This is a genomic window from Paucimonas lemoignei, assembly GCF_004342585.1.
Classification (GTDB): domain Bacteria; phylum Pseudomonadota; class Gammaproteobacteria; order Burkholderiales; family Burkholderiaceae_D; genus Paucimonas; species Paucimonas lemoignei.
In genome coordinates, this window is the sequence record NZ_SLZQ01000007.1 from 65098 (window position 1) to 79944 (window position 14847).

At 57.6% G+C, this 14847-nt stretch carries 19 protein-coding genes; 11 read left to right on the top strand and 8 right to left on the bottom strand.

The window, feature by feature from the left end:
• Positions 1-7: 7 nt before the first annotated feature.
• A complete protein-coding gene (locus EDC30_RS12025; RefSeq protein WP_132259088.1) occupies positions 8-655 on the bottom strand; it encodes a helix-turn-helix transcriptional regulator in 648 nt (215 codons plus the stop codon).
• Positions 656-801: 146 nt separating this feature from the next.
• Between EDC30_RS12025 and EDC30_RS12030 the strand changes: the two genes are divergently transcribed.
• Together EDC30_RS12030 and EDC30_RS12035 are read left to right on the top strand one after the other, a co-directional pair.
• Positions 802-1338, top strand: a complete 537-nt coding sequence (locus EDC30_RS12030; protein ID WP_132259089.1) for a DUF4142 domain-containing protein — start codon at positions 802-804, stop codon at positions 1336-1338.
• 2 nt (positions 1339-1340) lie between these two features.
• Complete coding sequence (locus tag EDC30_RS12035) at positions 1341-1700, top strand: cupredoxin domain-containing protein (protein WP_243656754.1); 360 nt, start codon at positions 1341-1343, stop codon at positions 1698-1700.
• A 113-nt stretch (positions 1701-1813) separates the two neighbouring features.
• Here the strand turns inward: EDC30_RS12035 and asd are convergent, their stop codons facing one another.
• The gene (gene asd / locus EDC30_RS12040; protein ID WP_132259090.1) at positions 1814-2695 is read right to left on the bottom strand and encodes an archaetidylserine decarboxylase; all 882 of its coding nucleotides are present in this window, start codon (positions 2693-2695) and stop codon (positions 1814-1816) included.
• Positions 2696-2786: 91 nt separating this feature from the next.
• Between asd and EDC30_RS12045 the strand changes: the two genes are divergently transcribed.
• Complete coding sequence (locus EDC30_RS12045; protein WP_132259091.1) at positions 2787-3434, top strand: DsbA family oxidoreductase; 648 nt, start codon at positions 2787-2789, stop codon at positions 3432-3434.
• 22 nt (positions 3435-3456) lie between these two features.
• Complete coding sequence (locus tag EDC30_RS12050; RefSeq protein ID WP_132259092.1) at positions 3457-4200, top strand: SDR family oxidoreductase; 744 nt, start codon at positions 3457-3459, stop codon at positions 4198-4200.
• A gap of 29 nt (positions 4201-4229) precedes the next feature.
• Here the strand turns inward: EDC30_RS12050 and EDC30_RS12055 are convergent, their stop codons facing one another.
• Complete coding sequence (locus EDC30_RS12055; RefSeq protein WP_132259093.1) at positions 4230-5309, bottom strand: tartrate dehydrogenase; 1080 nt, start codon at positions 5307-5309, stop codon at positions 4230-4232.
• Positions 5310-5439: 130 nt separating this feature from the next.
• Positions 5440-5856, bottom strand: coding sequence for a secondary thiamine-phosphate synthase enzyme YjbQ (locus tag EDC30_RS12060; RefSeq protein ID WP_132259094.1), 417 nt, complete (start codon positions 5854-5856; stop codon positions 5440-5442).
• 412 nt (positions 5857-6268) lie between these two features.
• On the opposite strand from EDC30_RS12060, the gene EDC30_RS12065 reads away from it, so the two are divergent.
• The 3 genes from EDC30_RS12065 (at position 6269) to EDC30_RS12075 (ending at position 8004) form a co-directional block, all read left to right on the top strand.
• Positions 6269-6991 carry a CBS domain-containing protein gene (locus EDC30_RS12065; protein WP_132259095.1) on the top strand — a complete coding sequence of 241 codons (723 nt, stop codon included), beginning with the start codon at positions 6269-6271 and terminating at the stop codon, positions 6989-6991.
• Positions 6992-7027: 36 nt separating this feature from the next.
• Positions 7028-7579, top strand: coding sequence for a hypothetical protein (locus tag EDC30_RS12070; RefSeq protein WP_132259096.1), 552 nt, complete (start codon positions 7028-7030; stop codon positions 7577-7579).
• Between the two features lie 176 nt (positions 7580-7755).
• Positions 7756-8004, top strand: a complete 249-nt coding sequence (locus EDC30_RS12075) for a hypothetical protein (protein ID WP_132259097.1) — start codon at positions 7756-7758, stop codon at positions 8002-8004.
• A 25-nt stretch (positions 8005-8029) separates the two neighbouring features.
• Here the strand turns inward: EDC30_RS12075 and EDC30_RS12080 are convergent, their stop codons facing one another.
• The 4 genes from EDC30_RS12080 to EDC30_RS12095 all read right to left on the bottom strand — a co-directional run bounded on the left by EDC30_RS12080 (position 8030) and on the right by EDC30_RS12095 (position 10846).
• The gene (locus EDC30_RS12080; protein ID WP_132259098.1) at positions 8030-8503 is read right to left on the bottom strand and encodes a metallophosphoesterase family protein; all 474 of its coding nucleotides are present in this window, start codon (positions 8501-8503) and stop codon (positions 8030-8032) included.
• Positions 8504-8548: 45 nt separating this feature from the next.
• On the bottom strand, positions 8549-8965 hold the full coding sequence (locus EDC30_RS12085; protein ID WP_132259099.1) for a nuclear transport factor 2 family protein: 417 nt from the start codon (positions 8963-8965) through the stop codon (positions 8549-8551).
• 190 nt (positions 8966-9155) lie between these two features.
• Entirely contained in the window at positions 9156-9656 is a 501-nt protein-coding gene (locus EDC30_RS12090) for a c-type cytochrome (RefSeq protein ID WP_424446916.1), read from the bottom strand.
• Between the two features lie 2 nt (positions 9657-9658).
• Positions 9659-10846, bottom strand: a complete 1188-nt coding sequence (locus EDC30_RS12095; protein ID WP_165973806.1) for an MFS transporter — start codon at positions 10844-10846, stop codon at positions 9659-9661.
• A 137-nt stretch (positions 10847-10983) separates the two neighbouring features.
• On the opposite strand from EDC30_RS12095, the gene EDC30_RS12100 reads away from it, so the two are divergent.
• The 4 genes from EDC30_RS12100 (at position 10984) to EDC30_RS12115 (ending at position 14803) form a co-directional block, all read left to right on the top strand.
• Complete coding sequence (locus EDC30_RS12100) at positions 10984-11688, top strand: AzlC family ABC transporter permease (RefSeq protein ID WP_132259102.1); 705 nt, start codon at positions 10984-10986, stop codon at positions 11686-11688.
• Positions 11685-12011, top strand: coding sequence for an AzlD domain-containing protein (locus EDC30_RS12105; RefSeq protein WP_132259103.1), 327 nt, complete (start codon positions 11685-11687; stop codon positions 12009-12011). Before EDC30_RS12100 ends, EDC30_RS12105 begins: the two co-directional genes overlap by 4 nt.
• 22 nt (positions 12012-12033) lie before the next feature.
• The gene (locus EDC30_RS12110) at positions 12034-12621 is read left to right on the top strand and encodes a phosphorylase family protein (RefSeq protein WP_132259104.1); all 588 of its coding nucleotides are present in this window, start codon (positions 12034-12036) and stop codon (positions 12619-12621) included.
• A gap of 412 nt (positions 12622-13033) precedes the next feature.
• Positions 13034-14803, top strand: a complete 1770-nt coding sequence (locus EDC30_RS12115; RefSeq protein WP_132259105.1) for a TolC family protein — start codon at positions 13034-13036, stop codon at positions 14801-14803.
• Positions 14804-14847 lie beyond the last annotated feature (44 nt).

Genomic DNA, 14847 nt, shown 5'->3' on the forward strand with positions numbered 1-14847 from the left:
CGTGAAGCTACTCCGCTTTGTGTTCCTCAAGGCGGAAGCGGCAGACATGGCTGCCGGTTGCCATGCACGATTCGTGTTGGACCGTGCAGCCGCTGAAAGTCGAGATCAGCGCAATATCGAAACTGCAGATCTGCGGGTTGTCCTTGGCCAGGTCATGAAACACGCAGTTATTGGCTTCGATGACCGGAATGCGCTTGCCGGCATCCCATATCAGGGGATTCAAGTCGTAGCCAAACTCTTCCATGACCGCTGTCAGCTTTTCAAGCTTGAGTTCGGCGGGAACGTTCTCCAGTTCATTGCCTAGCAGCTGGCGAGCCACTCGTTCGCCTTCCGCCGTCAGGCGCTCGCTGGTGGCTGTCTGGCCCAATTCCTTCAGCACTATCTCAAGCAGCATTTTGGCGAACCAGGAATAGTGGCGCGGAAAAATCTCGCTACCCTTTTGCGTCAATACATATAAATGCTCCGGGCGGCCGCCGGTCTGGCGCGATTCGCTCTTTTTAACCAGCTCTTCCTCTTCCAGCACTGCCAGGTGTTGTCTGACCGCTGTGCGGGTGATTGCTAAACCTTGCGCGAGCGCTTCTACCGTCATGCCGCTTTTATTGCGCAACAGCAATTTCAGAAGATGTTTTTGACGCGTTCCCAACAGTTCAATCATGGCTACCTTGATGCAATGGTCTTTCAAGCATGATTTATATCAAATTTGGTAGAAATTCGGTTAATATAATTAAAACATAAAAATATGTTTTAAGTATATTCCTGTTTTCCTGTCTTGACTTCATTAACCAATTCCAGAGGTGTGCAATGAAAAACTTACTGAATACGCTGTTAGCTGGTGTTGTCGCATTGACCGCTGTTGTTTCTTTTGCGCAGGATAAGGGGGGCGCCCCGACCGACCCGCAAATCGCCGCTATCGTTGTCGCCGCCAACACGGTCGATATCAATGCCGGCAAGCTTGCCAAGTCCAAGGCACACAATAAGGAAGTGAAAGCCTTCGCACAGCAAATGATCACGGATCACACCGGCGTCAACAAACAAGCCACCGCGCTCGTGAAAAAACTGAAGGTCACGCCAGAGGAAAATGCCACCAGCAAGAGCCTGAAAGAAGGCGGCGATAAGAACATTGCCCACCTGAAGACATTGAAAGGCGCGGAATTCGACAAGGCCTACGTCGATCAGGAAGTCACGTATCACCAGCAAGTGCTGGATGCGATCGACAAGACCCTGCTGCCGAATGCCCAGAATGCCGAACTCAAGGACTTGATCGCCAAGGTGCGTCCGGCGATTGCGGCCCATCTGGAGCATGCGAAGCAAATTCAGTCCACGCTGAATAAGTCGTAAGCATGGCCACCGTATTTTCTCGATACGGTAGACGACATTGCGTCAGGCTTGCCGCCATGATGGCCTTGGCGCTGCCTGGTGCAATGGGATGGAATGCGGCGCTTGCCGAATCGACGGTCCATACGGTCGTCATCGAAGGCATGAAGTTTTCGCCTGACGTATTGGAAGTGCAGGTCGGTGACACCGTGATATGGCGAAACAAGGATATTGTTCCGCACAATGTGACAGCGGCAAACCATGCATTCCATTCACCTACCATTTCGCCGGAAGGCAGCTGGAAATACACGGCGCGTAAGAAAGGTGAATATGATTATCTATGCACACTGCATCCAACGATGAAAGCGAAATTGATCCTGCGATGAAATGCAAAACCCCGCTACGACGCAGGGTTTTTAATGTGCAGAACAATGCTCATCAGCCGCCATGACGGGCGGATGGCATAGCCTTCGCCTTAGGCATTAGCGACTATCAGCCCTTATTCGCCTTTATTCTCATGCCGCGCTCGGAGTTGTGGGCCGAAATGCGCCATGGCCTCGCCCAGGCGAACAGAGCGCGTCGGCGACCAGTCGGAATTGAACTCCATCACGTCTTGAGGAAACAGCAGCACCACGGTCGATCCCAGCAGGAAGCGGCCCATTTCCTCGCCTTTTTTTAGAATGATTTCCTTGTCGTCGTAGCGCCATTCGCGTACCCGTGCCGAGCGCGGCGGGTTGACCACGCCATGCCAGACGGTCGCCATGCTGCCGACGATGGTCGCGCCCACCAGCACCAGCACAAACGGGCCGAAGGAGGATTCGAAAACGCATACCACGCGCTCATTGCGGGCAAATAACCCGGGCACGCCGCGCGCCGTGGTCGGGTTCACCGAAAACAGCGCGCCCGGCACGTAAATCATGCGCGTGAGCTTGCCGTCGCAGGGCATGTGAATGCGATGGTAATCGCGCGGGCTCAGGTACAGGGTGGCGAAACTGCCGTGCGCAAACTGCGCAGCCAGCTTGCTGTCGCCGCCTACCAGTGCAGTGGTGGTGTAGCGATGGCCTTTGGCCTGGATGATCTGGTCGTTTTCGATGGCGCCGAACTGGCTGATCGCGCCATCGACCGGGCAAATGAAGTCCGCATCGGCAAGCGGACGCGCATCCTCGCGCAAGGCCCGGGTAAAGAATTCGTTGAAACTGGAATAGCTGCTCAGATTAGGATTGAGCGCTTCTTCCATGTTGACCTTGTAGCGGCGCACGAACCAGCGGATCAGCTGCGGCGTGTAGCGTCCGCCCTGGGCGCAGGCAATCCGCCCGGCAAACGTGGTCAACGCCTGTTTCGGTAGCAAATATTGGGGTAATACGGATAAACGCCTGCGCACGAACCACCTCTTGGAAATTTTTTTGGACTCGATTATAGCTGGATGTGTTTGCGGTAAGATGGATTGCACCGACTGATTGTGGGGTCTTCAATTGAAAAAACGTTTGAAAATTGATTTTGTGTCCGATATCTCCTGCCCTTGGTGCATCATCGGATTGAGTTCTTTGCAGCAGGCAATTCATTCGCTCGGCGACCAGATAGAAGTGGATTTGCACTTCCAGCCATTCGAACTGAATCCGGCCATGCCCTCGGAAGGGCAGGATCTCGATGAGCATCTCGCGGAAAAATACGGCTTGCCGCCCGAGCAACTGGAACGCAACCGCGAAGCGATCCGGGCGCGCGGCGAGCAGGTCGGCTTTGCCTTCAACATGGACAAGCGCAGCCGTATCTACAATACCTTCGATGCCCATCGGCTGTTGCATTGGGCTGGACTGGAAGGCAAGCAATTGGAACTGGAACGCGCACTGTTCGAGGCGTACTTCACGGAAGGTGAAAATCCGGGCGCGCATGACCTGCTGGTGCGCATGGCGGGAAAGGTCGGGCTGGACCAGGAGCGGGCGCGGGAGATTCTTGCTTCGAACGCTTATGCCGATGAAGTGCGGCAACGGCAAGCGTATTATCAGCAATTAGGCATTCATTCCGTGCCATCGATCATCATCAATGAGCGCCACCTGATCCAGGGTGGTCAGCCGCAGGAAGTCTTTGCGCAGGCATTGCAGCAGATCGCCGCCTCAAGCTGAGGTCGCCAAATACAAGCCCATCATGAAAGCCATTCTTACAGGACACACACGCGGCCTCGGCGCTGCTATTGCCGGTGAATTACTCAAACGTGACATCCCCGTCCTTGGCATGGCGCGTCGCGACAATGCCGATCTGGCGTCGCGCCATGCCGGCTTACTCCAGCAGGTACAAGTCGATCTGGCGAATCCCGAAGCGCTGTCGCAGTGGCTCGCCAGCAGCGCATTGCAGGATTTCATCGCGAAGTCCCGAACAGTGGCGTTGATCAATAATGCGGGAACCGTGCAACCGATCGGCGCCATCGCTGACCAGGACCCGCACGGAATCATGCAAGCGGTCAATCTGAATGTCACGGCGCCGTTGATGCTGGCCAGCGCGCTGGCTGCGACATCGCGTGAGGCAGGCTCAGAGCGCGAGTTGCGCATCCTGCATATTTCCAGCGGCGCCGGGCGCAGTGCCTATGCCGGCTGGAGCGTGTATTGCGCAACGAAAGCCGCGCTGGACCAGCATGCCCGCGCCGTGGCATTGGACAAGCTGCCTGGTGTGCGCATCTGCAGCCTTGCTCCAGGCGTGATCGACACCGATATGCAATCGGAAATCCGTGCCACGTCGCTGGAAAGATTTCCGATGCGTGAACGCTTCGACGAGCTCAAGCGCAATGCGCAGTTGCTCGACCCGGCCGAGTGCGCAAAGCGCCTGGTGGAGTATTTAGTGAGCGCGCATTTCGGGCAAACGCCGGTTGCCGACTTGCGCGAATTGAGCGGCTGATTTGGCGCGAAATCAGCGCTCAATAAACACTAAACCAGCGCGGCAGCGATCGCCTTGCCCGCGTCCGTCGTGCTTGCCGTGCCGCCCAGGTCGGGTGTGACGATGCCATCTGCAATGCTGGTTTCGATCGCCTTGAGAATGGCGTCATGCGCTGCCGTGTATGTCGCGTCGCCCTGGCCGAGAAAGTCGAGCATCATCGCGCCTGACCAGATCATCCCGATCGGATTGGCGATATTCTTGCCGGCGATATCCGGGGCCGAGCCATGCACGGGTTCGAACAGGGAAGGGAACTTGCGCTCCGGGTTGAGGTTGGCTGACGGCGCGATGCCGATGGTGCCGGTGCAGGCAGGCCCCAGGTCCGAAAGGATATCGCCAAACAGGTTGGATGCAACGACGACATCGAAGCGTTCCGGGCTCATGACGAAGCGCGCGCACAAAATATCGATGTGATACTTATCCCATTGCACGTCCGGATACTGCTTCGCCATGTCTTCCACGCGCTCGTCCCAATAAGGCATGCTGATTGAAATGCCGTTGGACTTGGTGGCCGAGGTCAGATGTTTCTTGGGACGGCGCTGCGCCAGCTCGAATGCATACTTCAGCACGCGATCGACGCCCTGGCGCGTGAAGACGGCTTCCTGCAGCACGAACTCGCGCTCGGTGCCTTCAAACATCCTGCCGCCGACGGAGGAATATTCGCCTTCGGTATTTTCGCGCACGACATAAAAATCGATGTCGCCCGGCTGCTTGTTGGCGAGCGGGCAGGGCACCCCCGGCATCAGGCGCACGGGACGCAAATTGATGTATTCATCAAACTCGCGACGGAACCTGATGAGCGAACCCCATAAGGAAATATGATCCGGCACGGTGGCCGGCCAGCCGACGGCGCCGAAATAAATGGCTTCGCATTCGCACAATTGAGCGAACCAGTCGTCCGGCATCATTTTTCCATGCTGAATGTAATAGTCACAATTGGCCCAGTCGAAAGTCATCAGTTCCAGGCCGATGTTGAACTTGCGGGCGGCGGCTTGCAGCACGCGCAAGCCTTCCGGCATGACTTCCTTGCCGATGCCATCCCCGGCGATGACGGCGATCTTGTGTGTCTTCATGAGCAATTCCTCGAAGTAAAGCAGTGAAGCGTGAGATCCTCATTGTGACAGACATGACAGGTGCCGGCAGGATGGCAGTCGGGCAGGGCAGGTGAGCCTGACTTTGCGATGAAAGCACGGTGGCGGTTATTTACTCGCCCATGACGGTGATGACGACATGTCGCTGCTGCGGGCCGGTGCGGTGCTCCCACAGGAAAATGCCTTGCCAGGTTCCCAGCAACAGCCGGCCATTGCCGACAGGGACGGTGAGCCCGGTGCTGGTCAGGATGCTGCGCGCGTGGGCCGACATATCGTCCGGTCCTTCCAGGTCGTGGCGATAGGCCGGGTCACCATCCGGGGCCAGGCGCGCGAGGATGGTTTCGAGATCGCGGCGCACATCGGGATCGGCGTTTTCCGTGACCGTCAGCGAGCAACTGGTGTGTTGCACGAAGATGTGCGCCAGACCGGTCTGCACGCCGGAATCAGCGACCACCTGGGCGACGGCAGCGGTGATGTTGCGGGTGCCGCGGCCTGACATGGAGAAGTCGAGAATGGATTGATGGGGCATTGTCGATATTGATTGTTGCTGTTCAATCAGTATAGGGGAATTGGCCTTAGGCGCGCGCCAAGCAGAGCATGGAATGGCCGATGGTTTTCTCGATGTCGTCAAGAGGCTAGGCAAAACTTGCCGCTATTGCGGGCGACAGTAATGGAATCCACCAGGCTCTGGCCGACTACGCCGGTGTTTCACTAAGTCATTGCCGGCGACGCTGAATCCCTATTCATTGCGCTTCAAGCTGGAAGAGTTGGGCAACACAGAAGCGAACACGGCCAAATAACGGGAAATCCTTTTCGCCACGCGTGGTCTCACCTATTCCAACAGGATGATTGTCCGTGCGCACCGCCATGTCGTCTTCCGGATGAAGGGGCGGCATCAATGCGAGCGGTACGGTTTGATAACGCCTCTACAGGAGACTGCCATGCAGATGGTTTCTGAAGTAATGACCCGAAATGTCCGATTCGTGACGCCGCAGGAAAATCTGCAGCGTGCTGCCCAGTTGATGGATGAGCTGAATGTCGGCGCCTTGCCGGTATGTGATGGCGACAATCTGGTCGGCATGGTGACCGATCGCGATATCACGGTGCGCGGTACGGCGGCGGGACGGGCACCGACCGAAGCCCTGGTCGAGGAAGTCATGAGCGGCGATGTGCGCTGGTGCTTCGAAGACCAGTCGCTCGACGAGGTCATGCAGCAAATGGCGGATACCCAGATTCGCCGGGTGCCGGTGGTATCCCATGATGATCAGCACAAGCTGATCGGCATTGTCGCACTCGGTGATATCGCTACCAAGACTGATGCGCAGGGAATGGAAACGCAGCAACTGGTCGAAAAAATTTCCTCGCCATCCGAGCCGGACATGTCGCCGCAGGGCGCAAGTTCATCGGCTGGAAGCGGCACGGCTGGCGGTAAAGCCGATAAAACCAATAAAGCCAATATGCAGAACGCAACCGGAGGCACGAGCGGCGCCGCGACTGCCGGAGCAATGGGATATGAAGGCGATGTCGGCCTGGCAGGCGCGCGAGGCGCGACATCCGCCGAGCAGGATGAAGCCGATGAGTCGGATATCTCCGCCGGCATCGGCGGCGCTTCGGGTGGCGTCGCCGGAACCACCGGCGGCGCCAGAGGCGCGGATATTGGTTGATCGCCGTTTTCACTTCCTGGGCAACTGGCTAGTCGCATGACGTTTTCATCCATCTCGCTGGAAGGCTTGTTGCCCATCCTGCTCATCATGCAGGGAATAATCGGCGGCATCGATACGCTGGTGAATCACGAATGGCTGGTCCGTTTGCCGCATCGCGTGGAAGCGAAGCGGGAAATCGGACTGCATGTCTTGCGCGAAGCCGTGTATGGCTTGCTGTTCGGCGCGGTCGCCTGGATCACGTGGCAGGGCGCATGGGTCATCGTAATCGGGGCGTTATTGCTTGGTGCTATCGTGATCGATGCCGCCGACGAGTTCGAGGAAAACAAGACGCGCGTGCTGCCGCAAAACGAGCGCATGCTGCATTTCATGCTCATTCTTAACCTGGGTTTTATCACGCTCGTGAGCGTGCCCTTGCTGGTGGAATGGTCGCAAGGTCCGACTGCATTAGTCGTGCGCGAGCATGGGGCGATATCCTGGATCCTGTCGGCGCTGGGCCTAGCTGCAGCCGCATGGTCGGTGCGTGACTTGCTGGCCTGGATCGGACTGCGCAAGAAAACGGTAATCAGCGCGCTGCATGCCATGCCGTGAAGCTGTTCTTGCCGCTGCCGGCAAGGAGGGACTGACAATTGCAATATAAATAATTGTAAGAAATTCTCCGTAAGGTATTCGCAAGACGCATAACATCTATCACCACTCAAAATTGGTTTATTTTTGCTGAGGGGCACATACTGCATGCAGCAAAACGAATTTCATAGGAGTGAAAAATGTCTATCCTGCATGTGCCCCATTATTCTCAAGCCGATTCCCACAACAGCCTGCTGACCAACATCGCCGGCGCCCTGCGTAACGTCGCCTATGCATTGTTTGCTGCACAACCTGCCGCAAAGCCTGTCCCGGCCAAAGCCGTGGCAATGAAAAAGGCTGATCGCGAAGGACTCTTTCGTCTGGCGCGCAGCTATGAAGATGTCAGCCCTAACCTGGCTGCCGAACTGCGTTATTTCGGTCGTCAGTAATAGTCGATACAGCCTGGCGTTTTCGTCAGGCCGACTGGGCAAGCCTCAGCTCAGCGATGCGTGGCGTGACGGAGTGCTTGTCTATCAATAGTTCGGCGACCGTAATGGGAAGCCGAAAGCGGCGGGGACCAGCCCCGCCCGGATTCACGAAAAGAATGCCGTCTCTTTCCTGGACCAGCGCGCGGTGTGAGTGACCTGATACCACCACGCGCACGCCGGCGGCATGAAGGTCGGTGCCCAGTTGCGAAAGATCGTGCAGCACGTAGATCGGCACCTCGCCGATCTTCACCAATACGGTCTCGGGCAGGTTTGCCGCCCAGGCATCCTTGTCATTGTTGCCGCGGATTGCCGTCAATGGCGCCAGTTCGGCAAGCGTCTCCAGAATTGCCGGCTTGCCGATATCGCCGCCATGGATGATGTGGTCGCTGCCCTTCAAAAAGTCCAGCGCTTCGGGCCGCATTAAGCCATGCGTATCTGAAATCAACCCGACTCTAAGCATGGCAAACCCTCGCGCGTTTGCCGGCATGGCAGCAAGGCGAGCGCATCAGTGAACCTGCGTCTTGGATTGCGTCTGGCGCGGGTCGAAATATCCCTTGAATTGCCGTATCTTTCCGGCGTCATCAAACATCAGCAGGCTGACGCCTTCGTACGACACAGGCTGGCCTGACTGGCCCGTTCCGCTGGAACGCCAGAACAAGCCGGCGGAATGATCGCTGGTCGTCACATCGAAAAAATCCGAATGGATCGAGCCGAAGCTGGAGATATATTCTCGCCAGAACCGGGCAATATTGTCGCGTCCGGTCAGGCAGCCTTTCTGGTGCTGAATCACGGTGTTGCTCAACTCAGCGTCATCGCTGAACATGCCGACGAGCGTATCGATGCTGTCCGGACTGTGTTCCTCCAGTTGATGCAATTTGTCGATGAATTGCTGGGCGAGCTGCCTTGCTTGTTGTTGGTCCATCACAGCCTCATTCGGGTCGATTAGTTATGCGAAGGATAAGATCGATTATTGCGGTCTGATCGAAGGCGGGTGGCAAAGTTCGCTGCCGGGAATGCGCGGCGTGCCTGCTCAAGCGCCAAATTCATTTGGGCAGTAATTGCGCCCGCGAACAATCAATCTGGCTAAATGAAGTCCGGTCAGGAAAGGCCCATCAATGACTTGGGCGCTGCTGATATTCAAGGGTCACGGCTCTTTGCGCCGCCAGCGCTTCCGCTGGCCAGCCGCTTTTTATGTAAGCCAGTACGGCAATGATGTCGGTGTCCGTCAGTACCTGGCCATAAGCGGGCATGTCGCTGACATAGTCATCCGGCGCAGTTCTGCCTGGCACCAATCCATTCTTCACGATATCAACCAGTACTGCATCGGAGTGATGCCAGGTGTGTCCGCTGACATCATGCGGCGGCGCCGGCAAACGTCCATTGGGCAGTCGATCGCGCCAGTTGGCCTGGCCTTCCAGATTGGCGCCATGACAGGCGGCGCAATGATTCGCGTAAATCACCTTGCCGCGTGAAACGAGTTCCTGGTTTGCGGGACTGATGAAACCGGAAACGGTATCGTTTTTCTTGCTATCGACGAAGACCAGCAAAGCCAGGCTGGTCAAGGCCGTGCCGACAATACCCGTAATAATCCAATGCTTTCGCTTAAATGGCATGCTCATGTGGTGGCGACACTCGTGTTCTCTTGCGTGCGCGGAAAAGGCAGAACCGCGGCCAGGCTCAACAGGCAAGCCGTCAGCATCACACCCAGTAAGGGCGAAGCCGATTTGCCATCCATGTAGGGCGCGGCAAGCTGGGTGCCACAGGCGCCGGCCACCAGGACCGCCAGGGTCAGCAAGCCGGATGCGCGGCCCATTTGCGCCGGCGGCAGCGCCAGCACTTCGCTGAACGTGGCCGGTCCGCGCACGGCAAGGCCGCCGCAAAAGGCGCACCAGAATGCCGCGATGGCGGCAAATGACATCGGCATATAAAGACTGGCAAGCAGCATGACGGCACAGAGCGCGGCTTGCACGCAGGCGCCCAGCTGGATGGCAGCCGGCACGCCCAGGCGCTTGCTGATGCGGCCGGACTGGCTTGCCATGATGATGAAGGAGGACACGCCCAGAAGCTGCAGCATGGGGAAGGCTGAGGCGCCGAGCCCCAGCGCATTGACCATCAATTGCGGGGCGCTGGCCACGAACGTGATGAGCGCGCCAAAGCTCAGGGCATGCGAGATCGCCAGGCGGCGATACTTGCTTTTGCCGAGGACAGCTGCATAGCTGGCATTGACGCTGCGGTCCATGCCGGGCAATTCGTGCGGCGTGACTTTTGTCACAAACGGCAACACCAGGAGCGTTACGAGGCCAAGCACCCAGAACGTGCCGCGCCAGTCGGTATAGCCCAGCAGCGCGGCGCCCAGCACCGGACCCGCCGCGGGAATGATCGCTTCGACCATGCTGATCATGGCGATGCCGCGTACGGCGCTCTCGTCGGAGAGCGTGGCGCGCACCACGCTGGGCGCCACCACCATCGCCGAGCCCGCTGCGATGCCCTGGATGAGACGCATCAGCAGCAGTACTTCGATGCTCGACGACAGCGCGCAGGCGATATTGGTCGCCACCAGCAGCCAGATGCCGATCTGCACCGACTTGCGCGGACCGAGCCGCGTCAGCAAATCCGCCCACAGCAGCTGGGATGCCGCCAGTCCGGCCAGGAACAGCGTAATCGTCGCCTGCGCCAGCGTGACATCGATGCCGAAAGACGCCTGCAGGTTGGGTACGGCCGGCAGATAAAAATCCATGGCCAGAACGCTGGCGCCGGTCAGCAGGGACAAGGGCAGGACAGTTTTGACGGATGCGGTGGACACGACAGGCGCCTTCTTGTTTGAAAAAACAGAATGATAAGCGAGCGCCACTGACGGGGATAGGGATGAGGAGGATTGAATCGTCAAGACAAGTATTTCTACCTCATGATACATTTTCCGCTTTACATGCGGAGCAATGAATGCAGTCAGTTTTTCGGGAGGCAGGAAGGGAAGGTTTTCGCGTGGCCTTTCCCCAATCAATCGGCCTGGTTCCATGGGCGCTGGTCACCGGCGTGGCGATGATCAGCGCCGGATTTACGCCGCTGCAGGCCATGGGCATGAATGTGCTGGTCTATGCCGGCGTCGCCCAGTTGGGCACCTTGCCATTGATCGTGGCCGGCGCGCCGCTTTGGCTGATCGTCCTTACCGCGCTGGTGCTGAACCTGCGCTTCCTGATCTTCAGCGCCGCCATTGCGCAGGGCTTTCGCGGCATGGGCGCTGGTCTTCGCCTGGTTTGCAGCTATCTGCTGATCGACGGAATTTTCGCGGCTTGCCTGGAAAAGATGCTGACGCAGGACGATCGCCAATGGCGCCTCGGCTTCTATCTGACGCCATCGCTGTGGTCATGGCTGTTGTGGCAGATATTCGCCCTTGTCGGCGTGTTGGCGGCCGGCTCGATTCCCAAGAACTGGTCGCTTGAATTCATGGCGACCATCGCGCTGATGGTGATCATGGTGCCGATGGCGAAGATGCGACCGATGATAGTGGCGGCGGCGGTGGGCGGCGGCCTGGCGCTGCTGTTGCGCGGCATGCCGCTGCGCCTGGGTGTCATCGTGGCGATCCTGGGCGGCATCATCGCCGGCATACTCGCCGAACAGTGGCAAATGAAAAGGAAGCCGGCATGACATTCGACGATTCCTTGTGGGTAGTCTTTGTGCTGATCGGGCTGGCGACTACGCTGCCGCGCGCCAGTTTCATCATGCTTGGCAATCGCGTGACGCTGCCGCCGTTTATCCAGCGTGCCTTGCGCTATGCGCCGGCTGCCGCGCTGGCAGCGATCGTCGTGCCGGATGTGCTGACGGTAGCCGGGCAGGTACAGCCGATCAACCCGAAACTGGTGGCTGCTGCGGCGGCAGTTGCGGCGGCGATGGCCTGGCGTAATCCCTGGCTGCCTTTCATAGCGGGCATGGGCGTGCTGTCCTTGCTGCGGTTTGGACTGGGCTGGTAGGCAGATAAAAGGATTACGAAAGATGACGACTGACGTACTGATCGTGGCCGCGCTCAAGGACGAATTGAAGCATCACTTCGAAGACGGCGGTATTCCCGTGCTCTACACCGGTATCGGCAAGGTCAATGCCGCCTACTATCTGGCGCGTGAACTCACGCGGTTGAGGCAAGTGGGACGCTTGCCGCGTGCCGTGATCAATTTCGGCACGGCGGGCAGCCCGGTCTTCAAGACGCATGAGCTGGTGGAGTGCGCCAGCTTCGTGCAGCGCGATATGGATTTGACGCCGCTTGGATTCGCGCACGGCGTGACGCCTTTCGAAGAGACTCCAGCCATTCTTGAAGTGCCCAGGCGTTTATCGGCGCTGCCGACAGGGATATGCGGCACCGGCGACAGTTTCGAAAATGGCGCAGGGACCATGCACAGCAATGTCTTTGACATGGAAGCCTATGCGCTGGCCAAGGTTAGCCTGCTGGAAGGCGTGCCGTTCATGTCGGTAAAGTACATTACCGATGGCTGCGACCATAATGCGCACAATGACTGGAATGAGAATCTGCATAAGGCGGCCGCAAGCTTCATCAATATATATGGTGAAGTGGCGAAGGTCATCTGACTATTTTTCGCGCCGCGCCATATCACTCTGCGTTTTAATGCCAAATCCCCCGGCAGCACATTGCCAAATTAATCTTTTCAGCTTCAAGTAAAGCCCAGCAACCCGCTTGTCCTGTCAATCAGATAAAAGTTCTATTTCTTAAATAATAAAAATCTGTGACCGGGTGTTGTAAATCGGTTTTTTATGATGCCTTAAGGCAAAAGTTCCGATTGTAAAATGTCTATAAATCAAGGATATAGGCAAAGGCGATTGATATACTTCAATTGCCACAGAGAATTATTTGCCTTAAGAAATTATTCCTTTTTGTCAGCATATTCCCTGTCTTTGGCTTTCTTCATTTTTACCAATCAATAGCAACAAGAGCCGGCCAGAGCGTTGATTAGCGCGTGACGTTGGCGATAGAGGGAGTCGTATGTACGGAAAAGGGGACGGGTTTGCCTTGCCATTCAGCTTGAAAGCAGTGGCGGCAGGAGTATGTTTTTTTATTTCGGCGAGCACGCATGCCGAGCCTTTTCCGGAAAAGGTGACGCGCTTGCTGCGCGAGCATAACCTCATGCGCATGGTCGACGCCGATATCAATGCCGCCAAGGCGCAGGTGGATGTCGAGCAAACGGCCTGGTTCCCGAAATTTAATATGCAGCTATCGGCCGGCAATCAGAAGGTCGATCGGGATCAGGGCCTGAATGGCAGCTTTGACCCTGCAGAACGCACCTTCGGCTTGACCCAGTTGTTGTGGGATTTCGGCACCACTTCCAAGCGCATCAACTCGGCGCAGACTGTCGTGAGCAAAGAAGGCTTCGAGAGCAGCCTGCAACGCCAGAATCTCTTGCTGGCAGCGGTAGAGGCGCAATTGCGCCTGATTCGCGCCAACCAGGTCATCCGCTACGCGACCGAGTCGGAAGACAATATCAAGCGTCAGACCGCGCTGGAGAATGCGCGCATGGATGCCGGCCGCGGCTATACGACCGACGTATTGCAGGCAAAGGTGCAACTGGCTGCGGCAGAGGCGAGAAAAGTGGCCGCCGAAGGCCAGTTGATGGAAGCCGTCAATCGTTACAAGGCGGTCTTTGGCGAAGTTGTATCCATCGACATCCCAAATCTCGAAGGCTTGGCGATACCGCTGCAAATCATGCCGCAGTCGCTGGATGAAAGCGTCGGGATGGTGAGCCAGAACAATCCTGACGTGCTGGCCGCCGATGCGAGAACCAAGGTGGCACGGTCGGAACGCGATGTCGCCACATCGCGCGAACTGGCGCCGCGCCTGGATTTCGCGCTGACGCGCAGCCGTTACAAGGATTGGGATGGCACCCTGGGCATGCGCGACGATACCAAGGCCATGGTGCGGCTTAACTGGAATTTCGATCTCGGGATGCGCGCCACGAAGGTGACGACTGCAGCCGATCTGGCTGCGCAGTCGCTGCAGGAAAAAGCTGACTATGTGCGCGTGCAGGCAACCGAGGAAGCCCGCAACGCATGGACCAGCTGGCGTACCGCGCAGGAACGCGCCGTGTATCTGTCCAACCAGGTGGACATCGCCACCCGCTTTCTGGAGTTGGCGCGCAAGGAGCGCGAGCTGGGGCGCCGCTCCCTGCTGGACCTGCTCAATGGCGAAACCGGCCTGATCAATGCCCAGAGCGAGGCGTCTGCCGCGAAAATCGATGAAGTCATCGCGGCGTATCGCTTGTTGCGCGCGGTCGGCCGCATTTCCCAGGATATTTTCAATATGCCCAATATCCTGGTGAAGACCAGCTACGTGGCGCCCAAGAAGCATGAGGTGAGGTCCCAGGATGTCGCTCCCGCGCCGCATGCCGCCGATTTCGTCGCGGACGGCCAGGCCAGGGAAGCGATTGCCTTCGTCAAGGAATGGGCCGCGGCATGGGCTGCAAAAGACGTGCAAGCCTATCTTGCCGCGTATGCGGGCGGCTTCCAGCCGGCCGGCCAATCTCGCGCCGAGTGGGAAACCGTGCGTACAAAGCGCATCAGCCAGCCAAGCTTCATTCGCGTAGAGATCGTCAATCCGCAAGTCAGCCGGGAAAACAACCGCCTGAAGGTCAGCTTTGTGCAGAAGTACGCCTCCAGCCAATTCTCCGACTCGACAAGAAAAACGCTGGTGCTCGTCGATGAAGGCGGCAAGCTGCGCATTCTCGAAGAGCGGGTCGAGTCGGCCGCATCCAGTCGCTAAGCGTCGCAAATAACATAAAAATTCGAATGCCCGGGCCTTCAGGG